This window comes from Myroides sp. DF42-4-2, from assembly GCF_030326445.1.
Lineage (GTDB): Bacteria > Bacteroidota > Bacteroidia > Flavobacteriales > Flavobacteriaceae > Flavobacterium.
The window spans coordinates 78,766-98,998 of sequence record NZ_JACAKI010000009.1 but is presented as its reverse complement, the minus strand read 5'-3'; the positions used below and the strand labels follow the sequence as shown (position 1 = coordinate 98,998).

Sequence of the window (20,233 nt, the reverse complement as noted above, 5' to 3'; positions counted from 1 at the left end):
TAGAGTTGAGTTTATCCGTTTAAATTAGCAATAAAACTAATGATTTATTAGATATTATCTTTTTGACGTCGCTTTTTTATCTTGATTTAGTGAAAATGGTTTAGGAGGTGTGAGAAAAAATGTTTAGATTTGTTTAACTAACTAATCAATTTTTTAAGAATGAGATCGAAGATTAAGTGGATTTATGCGTGCATAATGATCCTACTTGTACAAGTGGGCTTTGCACAGGAGAAAACACTTTCTGGGGTGGTAATGGAAGACGGTATGCCACTACCAGGAGTAACGGTTGTGATTCAAGGCACCCAAGAGGGGACACAAACCGATTTAGATGGAAAGTATACGTTAAAAACGAAACCAGGACAAGTGCTTGTGTTTTCTTTTATCGGTATGCAAGACGTGAAGTATACGGTAGGTAATGCAGCGTTACACAATGTAACGATGACTGCAGAAGACAACGTACTTGACGAAGTTATCGTTGTAGGATATGGTACTACTACAAAAGAATCGTTTACAGGTTCAGCAACGCAAGTGGACAGCAAGCGTATTGAAAGCAAAAACGTATCCAATGCGGTATCGGCTTTATCAGGAGAAGCTGCTGGGGTTCGCGTTATTACAACAAGTGGTCAGCCAGGTTCTGAGCCAACAGTTCGTATTCGTGGATTCGGTTCAGTAAACGGAAACAGAAATCCGTTGTACATTGTTGATGGCTCCCCTTATTTTGGGAACATCAGTTCAATTAACCCAGCGGATATTGGATCAATGACAGTATTAAAAGATGCTACTGCTACAGCAATCTACGGTTCTCGTGGAGCAAATGGAGTTGTAATCATTAATACAAAATCAGGAAAAGGGTCTGATTCTTATATCGAAGTAGATGCTAGTACAGGAGTAAACTGGAGAGCGTTACCTCGTTATAACGTAATCACTTCTCCAGAGCGTTATGCGGAATTGTCATGGGAATCTCAAAAAGGTTTCGGAAAGTTTCATCCACAATTGGGTCTTGATGATGCGGGAGCGACACAATGGGCAAATCAAAACTTATTTAACCAAGACTACGGAATTCACCCACGTTATAATATGTGGAATGTTGCTGACGGTGGAGAGTTAATTGATCCTACTACAGGAAGAATTCGCCCAGGAGTGACAAGAAAGTACAATCCTGAAAATTGGGAAGATTATGCTTTTAAGGCATCAAGAAGAACTGAGGCTAACTTAAAGATGGGTGGGTCTTCAGAAAAAACTTCGTATTTTACCTCTTTAGGATATTTAAAGGATGAAGGATATTCATTAAATTCGGATTATGAGCGTTTGACTGCGCGTTTAAACTTGCAACACAAACCAAAAGAGTGGTTGGATGCAAGTATGAATGTTGGATATACACACTCGCAAAGTAATAATCCTGGACAAACATCAGATTCAGGAAGTTTATTCTGGTTTACAGAAAATATTCCATCTATTTATCCATTGTTCACAAGAGATGCCAATGGAAATAAATTGAAAGATATTTATGGCGGTAGCCAATATGACTATGGGTCAGGACGTGGATTTGGTGCATTGACAAACTCAGTTGGAGATGCTACGTACGGAAAAGATCAATCGACAAAAGATGAAATCAACCTAAACGCTGCATTCACTGTGGATATTGCTGAGGGGTTAACTTTTGAAACAACAATTGGTGGATCGTACTACAACAATACAAGAGATTTGCTAAATAACAGATACTACGGTTCTGCTTCTACAATGGGCGGATCAATCTATAAAGTGAAATCAGAATTGTTTACCTACAACTGGACCAAAATGTTCCGTTATAAGAAAACATTTGGCGATCACCGATTAGAAGTATTAGCAGCTCATGAGAATAGTGCGTATGAGTTTAGATACAATACAATGTCCAAAAATAATTTAGCTGATCCAAACGGTCTTGGACTTAATAATGGATCTTCTTCTTCTCCATCAAGTGGATGGAAAGATGAAAGTGCATTAGAAAGTTACTTTGCACAGGTAAGTTATGATTTTCAAGGAAAATATTACCTTTCTGGTACAATCCGTCGTGACGGTTCTTCAAAATTCAAAAGAGATAAATGGGGTACATTTGGATCAGTTGGAGGGGCTTGGGTTATCTCAAGAGAAGACTTCATGTTGGATCAAAATACCATCACAAACTTGAAATTAAAAGCGAGTTACGGTTTAACAGGTGACCAAACGTCCTATACCGTGCTTGACGGTATTAGATATGAAGCATTCCATCCAGGTGAAATGTTATGGGAAGTAGATACGTATGGAGGAAATTTAGCGATTTACGAAAACAAAGTTGGTAATGCAGATTTAACTTGGGAGAAATCAAAAATGTTCCAAACGGGAGTAGAAGTTAGTTTAGGACGTTATTTGGATATTTCAGTAGATTACTACTTGAAAAATACAGATGACTTAATATTTGACCGTAAAATTGGACCTTCCGTAGGGTTTGAATCTATTCAGGTAAATGACGGATTATTGCGTAACCAAGGAATTGAGTTTAATGTGGTGGGTCACTTACTTCAAACCAAAGACGCATATGTTGATTTATCAATCAATGGAGAGTATTTGAAAAATGAGTTAAGAAGAATGCCTATCGATCCAACGACAGGAAATCAAAAACCAATTGATATTAATGCTATTTACGGTCGTTCAGTAGGTCACTCATTAGGAGATTTCTACATGAGAGAATACGCAGGTGTTAATGCTGAAACAGGACAAGCACAATGGTATGTGTATACCTATAAAGATGAGAATGGTAAAAAGCAAAATATTGCTTCTTTAGAGGATTTTTATGCTACAAATCCAGATAAAAAAGGACAAGTAACAAAAGAAACTACTACTACATATGGTCAAGGTACCTTGGCTTACGTTGGAAAATCAGCTATACCTAAAGTAAGAGGAGGAATTAACTTAAACGCTGGATACAAAGGATGGGAGTTAAGCGTTCAAGCTTTATATAGCTTAGGTGGATATGCGTATGATTACAGCTATGCTGGCTTAATGCACAACCAATCGATTGGAGGAAATAATTGGCATAAAGACATTGAAAACCGTTGGCAAAAACCAGGCGACATTACTGATGTTCCTCGTTTGTCAAGTGGTGTGGATACAGGTGTTAACAGTGCATCTACCCGTTTCTTAACTAAAGCAGATTATTTTTCGATTAATAACATCCGTTTAGGATATAACTTGCCTAAAAATTACTTGAAACAATTAGGATTAGCAGATGTTAGTTTTTACGTATCTGGGGATAATTTATTTTTATTCACAAAACGCAAAGGATTTAACCCTGCTACAGATGAATTTGGAGCGTCTGATACTTATAGATATTCACCTTTGACTACTATTACTGGTGGAGTTAAAGTGAAATTTTAATCTTAAAGAAACAACAAAATGAAGAAAATATTAATGATAGCTCTTGGAGCAGGGATGTTATTGGGAGCATGTTCGAAAGATTTTTTAGATAAGTCATCGACCCGTTTTATTTCAAAAGACGATATCGATAAGATCACAGAACAATCTCCTCACTTAATGGAAGCCACAATCAATGGATTGTATGCTTATAATGTACGTCAGTTCGCAGCAGCTTCGACAGGACATGATGATTTTGGTCAAAAAGGATTTGATATCTATACGGATATGATGTCTGGTGACATGAATTTGAATAGTGCTATCTATGGATGGTATAGAGGAGTTTCGAATTTGACTGATTTCGAAAATTATGCCTCAACGACTAGTGCGAAAGGATGGAGATTTTACTACTATATGGTTCGTGGAGCTAATAATATCATTACTGCATATTTAGACGATAATGATCAACCAAGAAAGACGTTATCTCCACAAGAGAATTTAATTCTAGCCCAAGCATATGCTATGCGTGCGTATATGTACTATAACTTAGTGAATTTGTATACCAAAGGGTATGATTTGAATGAAAAGATTCTACCTATTTACGTTCGTCCTATCTTGACTAATACACCAGCAAAACCAACACAAGAAGTTTTTGCCCTTATGGAAAGCGATATGCGAACTTCTTTAAAATATTTTGAAGATGCTGGGGCTACTGGAAAAGGAGCAAATATCAATTATAATGTAGCTAAAGGAATTTTCGCTTATATCCTTGCGGCAAAAGGGACTCCGGACGCTTTAACTGAAGTAGTTACGCTAACCAATGACGTAATTGGTCAGTACACTGTTGGAACTAAAGCTCATATGTTAGGTGGATTTAATAGTGTATCTGCTAATCCTAACTGGATGTGGGGTGCTGTTTTAACGACTGAAAACAATCTCGATTTAGTATCTTGGTGGGGACAAATAGATGTATTTACCTATAGCTATGCTGCAGTAGGAGATTCTAAAGGAATAAACAAAGAATTGTATGCGGCTATTCGTCCAGATGATGTTCGTAAACAACAGTTTGAAACCAACGTAGAATTTTTTGATCCAGAAATCGATGATATGGTGAGCTTTGGAAGTGCAATTTTACCTTTAAACAAATTTTATCCATCTACTGGTAAAGTATTCAAAGGACAACGTATCATTACTTCTGATTATGTATTTATGCGTGTTGAGGAGATGATTTTGCTAAATGCAGAAGCAAATGCAAGAATGGCAAATGACGGTGCTGCGATTGCTTCACTGGCAATGTTGCTGGCAAATAGATTGGATGATTATTCTTACATAAACGGTTTGTCCGGACAAGCGTTGAAAGACGAGATTTTATTGCAAACTCGTATAGAATTGTGGGGTGAAGGAAAATCTTTCGCTGCTTCAAAACGTATGAAAAAAGATTTTAAATATGGATCAAACCATTTGTACTTTCCTGGTGTAAGTTTTTCATATGATGATAGTCGTTTGCTGATTCCTGTGCCTCAAGCAGAAATCTTAAATAACCCAGTTTATAATAACTAAATATAGAAAGCCATCTTCGGATGGCTTTTTTTATTGTCTTAAATTGACACAGTATCACTATTATAATAAAAATAAAATTAACTTTGCTTAAATTTATTTTTTATGCGAAAGTGTCTTTACTTGGTATTTTGTTTGCTGGGCTTTTGTGTGGTTGCCTACGCTCAGTTGCAACCAGCAAGAATAGATCGAGGGAATACAACAAATTTTGGGGATCCAAACGACCCTTATAACAATAACTTTGGCGATCCTAGAAACCAAGAACCACAACAGGGAAATCAAGAAAAAAGAAGTTTAAGAGAAAAGGTAAAGAAAGATTCAGTTGCCCCTATCAAAGACTATAAGATCATCACGATTCTTCGTGATACGGTGGCTGTGGATACCGCCTTGGCATTAAAGAGCTACTACAAGTTTAACTACTTGCGAAAAGATAATTTCGGCTTATTGCCTTTTGCCAATGAAGGACAAACCTATGCAACCCTGAAATACAATATAAAAGCAAATGCTGTTTTGCCTGATTTTGGTTTTGAAGCTAAACAGTTTAACTACCTCAGAGCAGAAGATATTACTTATCATTCAAGTCCAACACCACGTACCGAATTATATTATAAAACGGTTATGAAACAAGGACAAAGTCTAGATGCTTTTATTACCCTGAATACAAGTGAACACCTCAATTTATTCCTCGCTTATAAAGGAATGCGTTCCTTGGGGAAATACATGAGTCAATTGTCTTCAACAGGAAACTTCCGAATAGGTGGAAGCTATTATTCACCCAATAAACGCTATGTCCTTTTCACCCACTTCGTAGCTCAAGACATTTTGAATCAAGAAAACGGAGGTATTGTCGATTTAGATTTATTCGAATCAAGTGAAAAACCATATAATAAACGCGAACGCCTCAATGTGTATTTTCGTGATGGAGAAACACTATTAAAAGGAAAACGCTTGTTTTTACACCACGAATATCAATTGAATAGTTCGCTTGCTAACGGTATTTTATTGACCCATGAATTTGCTTATGAGGATAAATTCTTTGAGTACTCCCAAGCGGACTTAAATAATACGTATACCCAAAAAGATCGCTTTGGTGCCTCTTTTCAATCGTCTATTTCAAATAAAACTAGATATTATACTCTTTCTAATAAAGTAGGGGCTGCCTTTCAATCGGGCTTACTTGGACGTATCGAAGTGTATGCGGATTTCTATAAATACAACTATAACTACAAGAGTTTTGCAAACATAAACAATGTACTTATTCCAAATTTATTAGAAAAAAACATAACCTTGGTCGGTGGAAAATATACCTATAAAAAGGAAAATTGGAATGCCTTTCTCTTGGTGTATAATTCTCTAGGAAATGACAATACCAGTAATATACAAGCCAATATTGATTACTCATTTGCAGAGAATATCGGATTGCAAGCGGGGTATCAGAAGTTGAATCGCATGGGGAATTTGAACTTTTACTTATACCAAAGTGATTACCTGCATTACAACTGGAATAATAACTTTAACAATGAAAAGATCAATCAATTTGATGCTAAGCTAAAAACGCCTTGGATCACTTTAGAAGGATCGTATCAAGTAATTAAAGATAAATTGTACTTCTCCAATGACAATCCTGACTACAATGAATTTGGTATTGCAAAACAATTGTTGATTACGCCTAAACAATACGGCAATACAATTAACTACCTTTCGTTACAAGCGTCAAAAGAAATCACATTTGGAAAATTTGGGTTAGACAATATCATTTTATATCAAGAAGTTGATCAGGCCGATGCCATCATAAACGTGCCAAAATTGCTAACACGTAATACGTTTTACTATAAAGGCGCCATGTTTAAGAAAGCGTTGAAATTCCAAACAGGTATTACATTTACATATTTTAGTAAGTATTATGGAAATGATTACAATCCGGTAATTGGCGATTTTTACGTGCAAGATAAAGTGAAAATTGGCGATTATCCTGTTTTCGACTTCTTCATTGATATGAAGGTGCGTACCGCGCGTATCTATCTTATCCTAGAACACTTTAATAGCAGCATGTCAGGTTATAAATACTATACTGCACCTAATTATCCCTATAAGGATTTTACCTTTAGATTTGGGGTAGTTTGGAACTTCTTTAGTTAAATTATATAAGGTTAGCATCAGGCTAACCTTTTTTTGTGCTTTGCGATTTCTTTTGGTCAGATTTTTGTTCTGTTGAATATTCGTACTAAAATCTGCATCATGAAAGAAGCCTTTGTACAATATGTGTGGAATAAACAACTGTTTACCACCCTGACAATGCGAACAGCACAACAACATTTAGTGACTGTGCAACATCCTGGGCAATGGTCAAGCTTGGCAGGACCAGATTTTTTTTACGCGCAAATTACACTCGACGGACAGCGTTGGATTGGCAATGTCGAAGTACATCTCCAATCTTCCGATTGGTATCGGCATCATCACCAAAACGATGCCCGCTATGACAATGTGATCTTACATGTAGTGTGGGACTACGATATGCCAGTCTTCAATTCAAAGGGAAGTGAAATACCGACTTTAGTTGTCGCGGACTATGTGCAAAAGCAAGTCATGTACCAAGTCGAAAAGCTCCTTGCACCCAAGACTACTATTAATTGTCAAACCCTCCTAAAAGACACCCTAACTCCGATTGAATGGTCTAAATGGAAAGAAACGCTTTACATTGAGCGTCTGCAAGATAAAGCCAAACAAATTGAACAGCTATTGCAGGAAACAACCTACAACTGGAACCAAGTCTTATTTTGCCTAGTAGCTAAAAGTTTCGGTTTGAACGTCAATGGAGATGCTTTTTTTGAAATGGCAAAAGCCCTGCCAATTCAGATTTTGTTAAAAGAAGGCGAAGAATTAATGGCGATCGAAGCACTATTTTTTGGTATGGCAGGTCTTCTTCAAGAGGAGGAGGAAGTCGTGGATCGCTATTATTGGGATTTAGTCGGCCGATGGCGGTTTTATCAACACAAGTACCAACTACAAGCCCGAAGTCCGACCACTATGCATTTCTTTAAACTTCGGCCTCCAAATTTTCCAACTATTCGCTTGGCTCAACTTGCCTCGTGGTTTTTTAAGCACAAATATCAATTGGGTCAACTACTGGAGACTCGAGGACGCTCCCATTTACAGCATCTAGTACAAGCAGAAGTAAGCCCGTATTGGGAAACCCACTATACTTTTTACAAAGAAAGTAAACCGCAAAAAAAAGAAGTGACGCTTGCCTTTCAAGAGCTTCTCCTCCTCAATACGGTTATTCCCATGCAATATGTATGGGCTTGCCATAAAAATAGGGAAGAGGAAGTAGAGAATATCACCGCTCTTAGTGCTGAATTAAAAGCAGAATCCAATGCAATTGTTGCTTTATTTGAGCGCGAAGACGTAGTAATCGACAATGCTTTTGATAGCCAAGCCCTCATTCAATTGAAAAAGACCTATTGCGATGTGAATAAATGTCTGTCTTGTGCAATTGGTCGCGCTATTCTAAATAAAAAGAATTAAATTTGTATTACAACAGAAAAGAATGATGATAAACAATTTGCGCTATTTTTTGGAGAAGCACGGCTTTAAAGTTTCTACCCGCTTGGGAGAACGTTTAGGGATTCGCGTTACGAATATCCGCCTATTCTTTATTTACCTCTCTTTTTTTACGTTGGGTTTAGCTTTCGCACTCTATTTGACCTTGGCCTTTTTCGTGCGTTTGAAAGATTTAATCTATACAAAGCGAAGTTCTGTTTTTGATTTGTAGATATACCGCCTAACGTTGAATTGTAATACACAAGCCTTGATTGTGTATGAAATTAAACAACTACTTTTATCATTGGTCTTACTATACCCAAACACAAAAGCGTGGATTTATATTCCTGCTGCTTGGGTTTATGCTGATTCAAATAACCTTGTGCCTGTTGGTTTACTATACAAACCAAACACAGCCCCCCGATGTGATTCCTCAAAACATCCAAGTAGCCCTACAAGCAGAACTGGATAGTCTTAACCGATTAGCATCAAAAAGGAAGGATACAATCTATCCTTTCAACCCCAATTATATCAGCGATTATAAAGGGTATTTCTTGGAATTATCAACGGAGGAGATTGATCGACTCTTGGCTTTTAGAGCCACTAAACAAATCATCACCTCTACAAGTGATTTCCAAAAAGTGACAGGAGTTTCCGAAGAATGGATACAAAAGTATAGTCCGTATTTTGTGTTTTATGCGAAAGCGAAAATGCAAAAAACACAGGTAAACACAACAATTGCTACTAAAAATGCTCCATCGAATCAAGGCCTACTTCCGATGCAAGATATTAACGAGGCTACCGCAGAGCATTTACAGCTAATCCGAGGTATAGGTTCTGCATTGTCAAAGCGTATTATTGATGATCGAGACAAATGGGGAGGTTATGTTCACATGGATCAATTAAAATTTGTATATGGACTTTCTGAGGAGGTGATAAGCTTACTTCTTCAGCGGTTTGCCGTTCTAAACGCGCCTCAAATCAATCCTGTAGACCTCAATGAGGCTGGGGTAGATGAATTGAAAAATATCCCGTATTTGAATTATTTTCTCGCAAGAGAGATTGTTAAATATCGAAGTTTGCACGGCGATTTTGTTAATAAAGAACAATTAAGAGAAATTGAAAAAATTCCACTTGACAGGATTCATATAATTAGTTTATATTTGAAAATTAGGAATTAAATTAAACAACCATGAATTTTGAATACAATGAAACTCAAGCAATGATTGCTGAGTCTATTAGAGATTTTGCAGAACAAAATATACGTCCATACATTATGGAGTGGGATGAAGCACAGATTTTTCCAGTTGATTTATTTAAGAAATTAGGGGAAATGGGGTATATGGGTGTACTGGTTCCAGAAGAATATGGAGGATCAGGATTGAACTATCACGAATACATTACAATTGTAGAGGAAATATCAAAAGTAGATTCATCGATCGGTTTATCTGTAGCAGCTCATAATTCATTATGTACAAATCATATTTTGACGTTCGGAAATGAAGAGCAAAAGAAGAAATGGTTGCCAAAATTAGCTACTGCAGAGTGGATTGGTGCTTGGGGATTAACGGAGCACAATACAGGATCTGATGCAGGAGGAATGAATACTACAGCAGTAAAAGATGGAGATCACTGGGTGTTAAACGGTGCTAAAAACTTTATTACACACGCTATTTCTGGAAACGTTGCAGTTGTAATTGCACGTACAGGTGAGAAAGGTGATTCTCGCGGAATGACTGCTTTTGTTATTGAAAAGGGAACACCAGGATTTTCAAGTGGAAGAAAAGAAAATAAATTGGGAATGCGCGCTTCTGAAACGGCAGAATTGATTTTTGATAACTGTCGCGTACCAGACGCAAATCGTTTAGGTGAAGTAGGTGAAGGATTTATCCAAGCGATGAAAGTTTTAGATGGTGGCCGTATTTCAATTGGTGCTTTATCTTTGGGAATTGCAAAAGGAGCTTATGAAGCTGCGTTAAAGTATTCAAAAGAAAGAGTGCAATTCGGAAAGCCAATCAGCGATTTCCAAGCGATAGGATTTAAGTTAGCCGACATGGCAACTGAAATTGAAGCTTCTGAATTGTTGTTACACAAAGCAGCCTTCTTGAAAAACAATAATAAGCCGATGACTAAATTAGGAGCAATGGCAAAAATGTATGCTTCTGAAGTATGTGTGAAGGTTTCAACAGATGCGATCCAAATCCACGGTGGATACGGATACACAAAAGATTTCCCAGTAGAGAAATTCTTCCGTGATTCTAAACTGTGTACTATTGGAGAAGGAACAACAGAAATTCAGAAATTAGTTATTTCTAGAAATATATTAAAAGAATAGTGTACCTAGTTGCATAGAAGAGAGGCTGTCTAATAAGCCAAACAATATAAAACCCCACCTATTTTTAGGTGGGGTTTTTTTGTGCTGTACAAGTTGTATAGCGTTATTTCAGGACTGAACAGTTTCGGTTGTTGAACTTTCTCTTTGTTCACTGTACGTGGTAACCATCATGCTCAATGCACCATCACCTGTTATATTACAAGCTGTACCAAAGCTGTCTTGTAAGGCAAAAATCGTAAGTGTTAAAGCAATTCCCGCATCGTCGAAGCCTAATACGGAGGTGATAATTCCCAAAGAAGCCATCACCGTACCGCCTGGAACACCAGGGGCGCCAATGGCGAATATACCCAACAACAAAATAAATACAATAAGCGTTCCTATAGACGGGATACTGCCATAGAGTACTTGAGAAACCGTCATGACAAAAAACACTTCCGTCAATACCGATCCACATAAGTGTATATTGGAGAAAAAAGGAATAGTGAAATCGGTGATTGCAGGTTTTAGTACTTTACTTTTATGTGCCGACTGTAAGGCTACACCTAAGGTTGCTGCTGATGACATCGTGCCTACGGCTGTTAAATAGGCCGGACCGTAATGCTTTACTACCTCCCACGGATTTTTCTTGCTATATAGGCCTGCTAGCGTATACAGTATGGTTAACCATACAAAATGAGCGACAATCACGATCAATATAACCTGAATAAAAATAGGAAGTTGGGATTGAATGGATCCCTCATAGCTCAGGATGGCAAAATTGCTCATAATGTAAAAAGGCAATATCGGAATCAAAACGCGGTTGACCAGCAGCAAAACAATATCCTTAAACTGATCAAAAACCTTTTCTAAAGGCTTGGATTCGATCCACAAAATCCCAATCCCAATCATCAAAGCAAGGGTTAATGCTGTCATTACTCCAAATACGGGAGGAATATCTAATTTAAACAGCATTTCGGGAATCTCTCTTAGTTCAGAAGCGGTGTTGGTAACCTGTAACCGCGGAATTAGTTCATATCCCAAAGTGGCACTAAAAAAACCGGCCCCTATACTCGAAATATAGGCGATGGCTACCGAAAAACCAATGATTCGAAGGGAGTCTCGGTGTAGTTTGGTAATGGAAGAGACAACAAACCCCAATATGATTAAGGGAACGAGAAACAAAATCAGCTGACCTAAAATATGCCTCGTCGATAAAATAATTTGCAAGAGGGTCTCATTGAGATAACTTCCAGCGATTAATCCGACTATCGCTCCTAGCAATAAACGGAAAATAGTATTGTTTAATATTTTTTGCATCGTTGATTTTTTTAATTCAAAGTAAAAGTAAAAACCATGTAGCATTTTTACAGTAAAAAAGAAATAATATACCATATAGATGGTAGCAGTAAACAAAGGGAAGGGATTGCGTTGTTTCGATAATCAATGAAATAGTTTAAGTTGTTTAAAAAATAAAATAAACACAATCGGTTTTATGCGCTTAGATAGGTGAACGGTAAGAATGATCAGTTGACTTGCTCCTCTTTACCGTTCAAGCAGCTAATTTAACCGTTCGCGCATTTGGTTTTTTCTAAGTCGAAGCCAAATAGTAGATTTGTCTTGTTATTTAGATGGAAACCCGAATGGGAGTGAGGGGATTACATGGTGGAAGGACACACCAAAATAATGATTTTTCTATTTTTGTGTCGAGTTGTGAATCGTATAAAACGAATACATATGATTGTAAATTGGTATCGCCATCTGGTTTTGGCTCTAAGTTTAAGTATGCTAATAAGCTTAGCTATTTCGTACTATGCCTTTTATGGCAGTGCGCTGTCTTGGAATGAAATACTTGTGAATCCCCGATTTGTAAAGAATACCTTTTTTTCATTTGTTCTTTCTTTTCTTATTTACGCTTCAAATGTTGTGATAAGTATTTTGCTTAGCGTGCAGTTTAAACGAAAGGAAAAGAAAACAGGTATTGCATTCAATCAACGCTCGCAGAACACTCTCTACTTTTTGTCTGGTATTATAACCTCGATTACAGCGTATTATTTGTTTCTCGGAATGCTTTTACATTGGTTTTATGGCGTTTCCTTTTCGGAGTATATTCATGGAAATCACATGAGGTTGGGTAACTTTTTGGGTGTGATCGTATTGAGTGTGTTTATCTTGCTTGTCGTTTTTACTTTTGCCTATCACGATCAATTGAGAATTTTGGAATTGAAAAATAAAGAGATGGAGATTGCGCTGCAGAAAAATCAAATTGAACGCATGAAAGAACAGTTAGCTCCACATTTTTTGTTCAATAACCTCAATGTGTTGATAAGCACTATTCAGGAAGATCCGGTCAAGGCTGAGCAATTTGCTCGTTCTTTTTCAAAAATTTATCGTTATGTCCTAGAGCGATTGGATGCTACGTCAAGTACCTTAGCTGAAGAATTGAAATTTACCCAAGACTACATCTATCTCTTAAATGTTCGCTATGACAATGCTGTTGATTTTCACTTAGCAGAAGAAGTATATGGCTATCAAGACGCTTTGATACCAACGTTGAGCTTGCAGCTTTTGCTAGAAAACGTAGTTAAACACAATGGGATTCCTTCTGAAGGTAAAATTCGCATAACTTTGAGTATTTTTAATGGAGGATTGAAGGTGTGGAATGAGAAGTGTGCTAGACCCAAACAAGAGTATACCTCGGGATTGGGACTTAAAAATCTCTCCAATCGCTGTCAACTGTTGTTGCAACAAGAAATTCGAATTGAGGAAACAGCGAGAGACTTTAGTGTGATTATTCCTTTGCCTATAAGAAAAAATGGATGAAAATAGTTGTAATAGAAGATGAAAAGCCAGCTGCTCGACTACTGGTGCGCGAATTAACTAAATTGGGGTACACTGTTTCTTGTGTGTTGTATTCTGTCAGTGAAGCGATGCTGTGGTTGATGCAAAACGAACATCCAGATTTGATTATGGCGGATATTCAGTTGGCGGATGGGTTGTCCCTAGAAATCTTTGATCAAGTAGAAGTAAAAAGTGCACTTATTTTTGTGACGAGTTTTGATCACTATGCGATTAAAGCATTTAAGTTGAACAGTATAGATTATCTACTAAAACCCATTGATCCAACGGAGTTGCTACACGCTATGGAGAAGTATGAGAATCAGCAACGCAGCATAGCAGAAAAAGTGCTAGGGATACGCACAAGTATGGGAGGTTCTTCCTATGTCAAGCGCTTTGCAATTAAGGTGGGGATGCAAATAAAAATAGTCTTGGTAGATGAGGTGGTTTGTTTTTTTAAGGAAGACCGTGGGGTATACCTAGTAACAACAGAGGGGAGAATGTATCTACTGGATGTGAACTCCATCGATGCTGTTTTGAAGCTCGTAAATCCTTTGACTTTTTTTAGAGTCAATAGGCATCAACTCGTGTCGATTGATTACATCGAACAAATTACACAACTTAGCACCTCCCGTCTAAAGCTAAGGGTGAAAAACTACGACAAAGAGATTATCGTTAGCCGCGAACGAGTGCAAGCGTTTAAAATGTGGTTGGGGAGTAATTGATTGGTTGAGCTTGAGCGGATTGTAATGACGATGTAATAGGAGTATTATTCTAAATAAAGAAAATAAAAAAGTTTTTTTGTTGTGTTGTATAAAAAAAGTTTTACTTTTGCATCACCAAATGAGAGGAGGTGTATGAAAACATGTTGATCATTCCAATTAAAGACGGAGAAAATATTGATAGAGCACTAAAGCGCTACAAAAGAAAATTTGACAGAACAGGTACGTTACGTCAATTAAGATCTCGTCAGCACTTTACAAAACCATCGGTTTTAAAAAGAGACAAAATGCAAAAAGCTGCATATATCCAACACTTAAGAGATTCAGTAGAAATCTAGACTTAAACGTAGGATTAAAGTATAAGGCCGTTGTAATAAAGTATTATCTTTGTTACAACGGTTTTTTTATGGATAAAAATGTAGTAAAATTTCTAGAGTACTTAGCGAAGGAGAAAAATTATTCTTCCCATACCCTTTCGGCTTATCAACGAGATATTGCTGCATTCTTGGATCAGTTGGAGGAAGGAGAGGATTATTTGACTATCAAGTACGATGTGGTTCGTTTGTGGATTGTGACCTTAATGGAAACGGGAATCAGCAAGCGTTCAATCAATCGCAAGATGAGTGCGCTGAAAGCGTTTTATAAATTTTTGATGAAAATTGGCGTGGTAGAAGTAAGTCCGCTTCAACAACACAAAACCCTCAAAGTTGAAAAGAAGTTGCAGTTGCCCTTTTCGATAGCAGAAGTCGATGAGGTACGGGCGACGCTTGAAAGTCAGGAGGGATTTGCCGCTTTGCGCGATTTGGTTATTGTGGAGATGTTGTACTGCTTAGGATTGCGTCGAAGTGAGCTTTGTGGAGTTCAAGTTGCTGATGTTGATTTTTATACGCGGATGATTCGTATCACGGGTAAGGGAAATAAGGTGCGTTATGTGCCGATGATTGACAGTTTGTTCCAGCTTTTGAAGCGATATCTCGCTGAGCGAGCGAACGTTTTGCTAGATCTTCAGGAAATTAACTATTTTTTAATAGAGGAGAAGGGTACTAAAGTTGATGAAATATTTGTTTATCGGGTGATTAATTCCTATTTTAGTAAGACAACAACAAAGGAGAAAAATAGTCCACATATGTTGAGGCATGCTTTTGCTACACATCTTCTAGAAAACGGAGCGGATATCAACTCTATCAAGGAGTTAATGGGGCATCAAAGTTTAGCGTCAACAGAGGTATACGCACATGTAAATCTAAAAGAATTGAAAGAGACATATATGAGGACTCATCCTAGGTTGAAGAAAAAAAAATAGAAGAACCTTAAAAACAGAGCGTTATGAAAGTAAACATTCAAGCAGTTAATTTTAATGTGGATCGCAAGTTGGTAGATTTTATCAATGAGAGAATGCTTAAAGTGAGTAAATTTTACGACAAAGTGATTTCGGCAGACGTATTTTTAAAAGTTGAAAATACCAATGACAAAGAAAACAAAACAGTTGAGGTTAAATTATTAGTTCCCGGAGATGATATCATTGCTAAAAAAACGTGTAAAACGTTTGAGGAGGGTGTTGATCTAGGTGTTGATGCAATCGAACGCATGGTTGTGAAGTACAAAGAGAAAATGAAAGCACATTAATGTAAAAAAATCAGTAAATTGTTTTTTTTAATCAATAAAATATATACATTTGCAGTCCGTTAGAAATAGCGGACTTTTTCTATTGAGTCAAATGCCGGTGTAGCTCAGTTGGCTAGAGCAGCTGATTTGTAATCAGCAGGTCGTGGGTTCGAGTCCCTCCATCGGCTCAAAGAAAGAGATAAAAACCAAAGGTTTGAGGGGAGATACTCAAGCGGCCAACGAGGACGGACTGTAAATCCGTTGGGAAACCTTCGCAGGTTCGAATCCTGCTCTCCCCACGACTAAATATAAAAATGCATAAGCCGGTGTAGCTCAGGGGTAGAGTGCTTCCTTGGTAAGGAAGAGGTCACGGGTTCAAATCCCGTCATTGGCTCAGGTTTTTTTATTATATTTGAACACTAATTATATAACTAAGATTAAATTATTAGATCATGGCAAAGGAAACTTTTGATCGTTCGAAACCGCACTTAAACATCGGTACTATCGGACACGTTGACCACGGTAAAACTACTACTACTGCTGCTATTACTAAAGTTTTAGCTGACGCAGGATTCTCAGAAGCTCGTTCATTTGATTCAATTGATAATGCTCCAGAAGAAAAAGAGCGTGGTATTACAATTAATACTTCTCACGTAGAGTACCAAACTAAAAACCGTCACTATGCACACGTTGACTGTCCAGGTCACGCGGATTACGTGAAAAACATGGTTACAGGTGCTGCTCAAATGGATGGTGCTATCTTAGTAGTTGCTGCTACTGATGGACCAATGCCACAAACTCGTGAGCACATCTTATTAGGACGCCAAGTAGGTATTCCTAGAATTGTTGTTTTCTTAAACAAAGTTGACTTAGTAGATGACGCTGAGTTATTAGAGCTTGTTGAAATGGAAGTTAGAGATTTATTATCTTTCTACCAATACGACGGTGATAATGGACCAGTAGTTCAAGGATCTGCTTTAGGAGCTTTAAACGGAGAGCAAAAATGGGTTGATGCATTATTGCAATTAATGGATGAAGTTGACGCTTGGATCGAAGAGCCAGTACGTGACAACGAGAAACCATTCTTAATGCCAGTTGAAGACGTATTTACAATTACAGGACGTGGAACTGTTGCTACAGGACGTATCGAAACTGGAGTTGCTAATACAGGAGACCCAGTTGAAATCATCGGTATGGGAGCTGATAAATTAACTTCTACTATTACAGGAGTTGAGATGTTCCGTAAAATCTTAGACCGTGGAGAAGCTGGAGATAACGTAGGTTTATTATTGAGAGGTATTGACAAAACTGATATCCGTCGTGGTATGGTTATTTGTAAGCCAGGTTCAGTAAAACCACACGCTAAATTCAAAGCTGAGGTTTATATCTTGAAAAAAGAAGAAGGTGGACGTCACACTCCATTCCACAACAACTACCGTCCTCAATTCTACGTTCGTACAACTGACGTAACTGGAACAATCCAATTACCAGAAGGAACTGAGATGGTTATGCCTGGAGATAACTTAACAATCACTGTTGAGTTGTTAAGCCCAATCGCTTTATCAGTAGGTTTACGTTTCGCTATCCGTGAAGGAGGTAGAACAGTAGGTGCTGGTCAGGTAACTGAAATTTTAGACTAATTACTTAGTATAAATAAATTTTTTTAAAGTCAGCGGGCAACCGCTGACTTTTATAACAAACGGGTGTAGTTCAAGGGTAGAATAGCGGTCTCCAAAACCGTTGATGGGGGTTCGAATCCCTCCACCCGTGCAAAAACAATATAACATGGCAAAGGTATTTAATTACATATCAGAAGCTTTTACAGAACTTAAATCAAATGTAACTTGGTCGCCTTGGGCTGAAGTGCAAAAGTACACAATCATTATTGCGATCTTCGCAATTGTGTTAGCACTAGCTACTTGGGGAGTAGATAGTTTGTTTGGAGACCTATTAGGGAAGTTTTATAATTGGATAAGATCATAAGGAGAAAAATATTATGGCTGATACAAATGTCAAAAAATGGTATGTGGTTCGTGCGGTAAGTGGACAAGAGAACAAAGTGAAGAATTATATCGAAACTGAGATTTCTCGTTTAGGTTTGTCAGATTATCTTTCGCAAGTTTTAGTGCCGACAGAAAAAGTGGTTACTGAAGATAAGAATGGTAAAAAGAAAACAACTGAGCGCGTTTACTTTCCAGGCTATGTGATGATTGAGGCTAACTTGACAGGAGAGGTTCCGCATGCTATTAAATCCATAACAGGGGTTATTGGTTTTCTTGGGGAAACACGTGGAGGAGATCCTGTGCCTTTAAGAGAATCAGAAGTTAATCGCATGTTAGGAAAAGTCGATGAATTAGCAGTTAAAGTTGATTCAGGTGCAATTCCATATGAAGTTGGCGAGTCAGTAAAAGTGACTGATGGACCGTTTAAAGGTTTCGATGCAACAATCGAAAACATCAATGAAGATAAGCGTAAGTTAGAGGTAATGGTGAAGATTTTTGGAAGAAAGACACCTTTGGAACTAAGCTTTACACAAGTAGAAAAAATATAATGTTACATAGACGCATCTTTGCTTCCAAAAGAGATGTGCTAAATTTTTTTAGAAATGGCAAAAGAAATTAGTAAAGTAGTTAAACTACAAGTTAAGGGAGGTGCTGCGAATCCTTCGCCACCGGTTGGACCTGCTTTGGGGGCTGCTGGAGTTAATATCATGGAGTTCTGTAAGCAATTTAATGCTAGAACACAAGATAAACCCGGTAAAGTTTTACCAGTACAAATTACTGTGTACAAAGACAAATCATTCGAATTTGTTGTTAAAACGCCACCTGCTGCTGTTCAATTATTAGAGGCTGCAAAAGTGAAATCTGGATCTGGTGAGCCTAATAGAAAAAAAGTAGCTAGCGTAACTTGGGAACAAGTACGTGCTATCGCAGAGGACAAAATGCCGGATTTAAACGCATTTACTGTTGAATCAGCGATGTCAATGATCGCGGGTACTGCAAGATCTATGGGTATATCAGTAACAGGAACAGCTCCTTTTTAATTGTAAAAGAAAAAAGAAATGGCAAAATTAACAAAAAAGCAAAAGGAAGCTGCTGCTAAAATTGAGAAAGGTAGATTTTATTCTTTGAAAGAAGGGTCTGCTTTAATTAAAGAAGTTGCTTCTGCAAAATTTGACGAATCTGTTGATATCGCTGTGCGTTTGGGTGTAGATCCACGTAAAGCAAATCAAATGGTGCGTGGGGTAGTTACTTTACCACACGGAACTGGAAAAGATGTTAGAGTGTTAGCATTAGTTACTCCGGATAAAGAAGCTGAAGCTACAGCTGCTGGAGCAGACTATGTTGGATTAGATGAGTACCTACAAAAAATCAAAGACGGTTGGACAGATGTTGATGTGATCATCACTATGCCTGCTGTTATGGGGAAATTAGGACCATTAGGACGTATTTTAGGTCCTAGAGGATTAATGCCAAACCCTAAAACTGGTACTGTAACTATGGACGTAGCGAAAGCAGTTCAAGAAGTGAAAGCTGGTAAAATCGATTTTAAAGTTGATAAAACGGGAATCGTTCACGCAGGTATTGGAAAAGTATCGTTTAGTGCTGATATGATTCAAGAAAACGCAGCTGAATTGATTCAAACATTAATCAAATTAAAACCAACAGCAGCTAAAGGTACTTATGTTAAGTCTATTCATATATCTAGTACTATGAGCCCTGCTATTGCTTTAGATCCTAAAGCAGTATAATTGGTAGAAAAAATTTTTACGTATGACTAGAGAACAAAAAGCAGTAGCGATAGAAGAAATAAAAGGTCAGTTAGCAGATGCTAATATCTTTTATATAGCTGATATTTCAGGATTAAATGCAGAGGTTACTACAAACTTGAGAAGAGCTTGTAACAAAGCAGGAATCAAAGTTGAAGTAGTTAAGAATACGTTGCTTGCTAAAGCAATGGAAGCTTCTGAGAGAAACTATGAGGATTTAGCTTCAGTTTTAAAAGGAAACAGCGCTATCTTTATTTCGGACGTTGCTAACGGACCGGCTAAAATCATCAAAGACTTTAGAAAGAAAAGCGATAAACCTGCATTAAAAGGAGCTTATATTAACGAAGAAGTTTACATTGGCGATAACCAATTAGACGCGTTAGTAGCTATTAAATCTAAAGAGGAAGTTATTGGAGAAATCATCGGATTACTACAATCACCAGCTCAAAGAGTTATCTCAGCTCTACAAAACCAATTCAAAGACGAAGAATAAAAAGAGATTCTTGTGTTTGAATGTTCCAT

The 20,233-nt window shown here is 37.5% G+C and carries 19 protein-coding genes and 4 tRNA genes; 22 read left to right on the top strand and 1 reads right to left on the bottom strand.

Going from position 1 to position 20,233, the window contains the following annotated elements:
- The first annotated feature begins 159 nt into the window (after window positions 1–159).
- The 7 genes from HX062_RS08650 to HX062_RS08620 all read left to right on the top strand — a co-directional run bounded on the left by HX062_RS08650 (window position 160) and on the right by HX062_RS08620 (window position 10,801).
- On the top strand, window positions 160–3,393 hold the full coding sequence (locus HX062_RS08650) for a SusC/RagA family TonB-linked outer membrane protein (protein WP_286467117.1): 3,234 nt from the start codon (window positions 160–162) through the stop codon (window positions 3,391–3,393).
- Between the two features lie 18 nt (window positions 3,394–3,411).
- Complete coding sequence (locus HX062_RS08645; RefSeq protein ID WP_286467116.1) at window positions 3,412–4,929, top strand: RagB/SusD family nutrient uptake outer membrane protein; 1,518 nt, start codon at window positions 3,412–3,414, stop codon at window positions 4,927–4,929.
- A 102-nt stretch (window positions 4,930–5,031) separates the two neighbouring features.
- Complete coding sequence (locus HX062_RS08640; protein WP_286467114.1) at window positions 5,032–7,065, top strand: putative porin; 2,034 nt, start codon at window positions 5,032–5,034, stop codon at window positions 7,063–7,065.
- Between the two features lie 99 nt (window positions 7,066–7,164).
- Complete coding sequence (locus tag HX062_RS08635) at window positions 7,165–8,451, top strand: DUF2851 family protein (RefSeq protein ID WP_286467113.1); 1,287 nt, start codon at window positions 7,165–7,167, stop codon at window positions 8,449–8,451.
- A gap of 25 nt (window positions 8,452–8,476) precedes the next feature.
- On the top strand, window positions 8,477–8,698 hold the full coding sequence (locus HX062_RS08630) for a PspC domain-containing protein (protein WP_182626869.1): 222 nt from the start codon (window positions 8,477–8,479) through the stop codon (window positions 8,696–8,698).
- Between the two features lie 46 nt (window positions 8,699–8,744).
- Entirely contained in the window at window positions 8,745–9,647 is a 903-nt protein-coding gene (locus HX062_RS08625) for a ComEA family DNA-binding protein (protein ID WP_286467112.1), read from the top strand.
- An 11-nt stretch (window positions 9,648–9,658) separates the two neighbouring features.
- Window positions 9,659–10,801 (top strand): acyl-CoA dehydrogenase family protein, encoded by a 1,143-nt coding sequence (locus HX062_RS08620; RefSeq protein ID WP_286467111.1) that lies wholly within the window; start codon window positions 9,659–9,661, stop codon window positions 10,799–10,801.
- 108 nt (window positions 10,802–10,909) lie between these two features.
- On the opposite strand, the gene HX062_RS08615 is transcribed toward HX062_RS08620, so the two are convergent.
- The gene (locus HX062_RS08615; protein ID WP_286467110.1) at window positions 10,910–12,097 is read right to left on the bottom strand and encodes a dicarboxylate/amino acid:cation symporter; all 1,188 of its coding nucleotides are present in this window, start codon (window positions 12,095–12,097) and stop codon (window positions 10,910–10,912) included.
- A gap of 417 nt (window positions 12,098–12,514) precedes the next feature.
- Between HX062_RS08615 and HX062_RS08610 the strand changes: the two genes are divergently transcribed.
- The 15 genes from HX062_RS08610 (at window position 12,515) to rplJ (ending at window position 20,204) form a co-directional block, all read left to right on the top strand.
- A complete protein-coding gene (locus HX062_RS08610; protein WP_182626787.1) occupies window positions 12,515–13,600 on the top strand; it encodes a sensor histidine kinase in 1,086 nt (361 codons plus the stop codon).
- Window positions 13,597–14,340 (top strand): LytR/AlgR family response regulator transcription factor, encoded by a 744-nt coding sequence (locus HX062_RS08605; RefSeq protein WP_182626786.1) that lies wholly within the window; start codon window positions 13,597–13,599, stop codon window positions 14,338–14,340. The genes HX062_RS08610 and HX062_RS08605 overlap by 4 nt, the downstream gene beginning before the upstream one ends.
- Before the next feature lie 140 nt (window positions 14,341–14,480).
- Window positions 14,481–14,675 (top strand): 30S ribosomal protein S21, encoded by a 195-nt coding sequence (rpsU, locus tag HX062_RS08600; protein ID WP_182626785.1) that lies wholly within the window; start codon window positions 14,481–14,483, stop codon window positions 14,673–14,675.
- 68 nt (window positions 14,676–14,743) lie between these two features.
- The gene (locus HX062_RS08595) at window positions 14,744–15,640 is read left to right on the top strand and encodes a tyrosine-type recombinase/integrase (protein WP_286467109.1); all 897 of its coding nucleotides are present in this window, start codon (window positions 14,744–14,746) and stop codon (window positions 15,638–15,640) included.
- 23 nt (window positions 15,641–15,663) lie between these two features.
- Window positions 15,664–15,963 (top strand): ribosome hibernation-promoting factor, HPF/YfiA family, encoded by a 300-nt coding sequence (hpf, locus tag HX062_RS08590; RefSeq protein ID WP_182626783.1) that lies wholly within the window; start codon window positions 15,664–15,666, stop codon window positions 15,961–15,963.
- A gap of 93 nt (window positions 15,964–16,056) precedes the next feature.
- Window positions 16,057–16,130, top strand: a tRNA-Thr gene (locus HX062_RS08585).
- Window positions 16,131–16,160: 30 nt separating this feature from the next.
- A tRNA-Tyr gene (locus tag HX062_RS08580) sits at window positions 16,161–16,241 on the top strand.
- A gap of 23 nt (window positions 16,242–16,264) precedes the next feature.
- Window positions 16,265–16,336: transfer RNA gene (locus tag HX062_RS08575), tRNA-Thr, on the top strand.
- A gap of 58 nt (window positions 16,337–16,394) precedes the next feature.
- Entirely contained in the window at window positions 16,395–17,582 is a 1,188-nt protein-coding gene (gene tuf / locus HX062_RS08570) for an elongation factor Tu (RefSeq protein ID WP_182626782.1), read from the top strand.
- Between the two features lie 59 nt (window positions 17,583–17,641).
- Window positions 17,642–17,712, top strand: a tRNA-Trp gene (locus tag HX062_RS08565).
- Between the two features lie 15 nt (window positions 17,713–17,727).
- Window positions 17,728–17,925, top strand: coding sequence for a preprotein translocase subunit SecE (gene secE / locus HX062_RS08560; RefSeq protein WP_182626781.1), 198 nt, complete (start codon window positions 17,728–17,730; stop codon window positions 17,923–17,925).
- A gap of 13 nt (window positions 17,926–17,938) precedes the next feature.
- Window positions 17,939–18,493 carry a transcription termination/antitermination protein NusG gene (gene nusG / locus HX062_RS08555; RefSeq protein WP_182626780.1) on the top strand — a complete coding sequence of 185 codons (555 nt, stop codon included), beginning with the start codon at window positions 17,939–17,941 and terminating at the stop codon, window positions 18,491–18,493.
- Between the two features lie 54 nt (window positions 18,494–18,547).
- Window positions 18,548–18,985 carry a 50S ribosomal protein L11 gene (rplK, locus tag HX062_RS08550; RefSeq protein ID WP_182626779.1) on the top strand — a complete coding sequence of 146 codons (438 nt, stop codon included), beginning with the start codon at window positions 18,548–18,550 and terminating at the stop codon, window positions 18,983–18,985.
- A gap of 18 nt (window positions 18,986–19,003) precedes the next feature.
- Window positions 19,004–19,693, top strand: coding sequence for a 50S ribosomal protein L1 (gene rplA / locus HX062_RS08545; RefSeq protein WP_002987567.1), 690 nt, complete (start codon window positions 19,004–19,006; stop codon window positions 19,691–19,693).
- A gap of 22 nt (window positions 19,694–19,715) precedes the next feature.
- Window positions 19,716–20,204, top strand: a complete 489-nt coding sequence (gene rplJ, locus HX062_RS08540; RefSeq protein ID WP_286467107.1) for a 50S ribosomal protein L10 — start codon at window positions 19,716–19,718, stop codon at window positions 20,202–20,204.
- The last annotated feature ends 29 nt before the right edge of the window (window positions 20,205–20,233 follow it).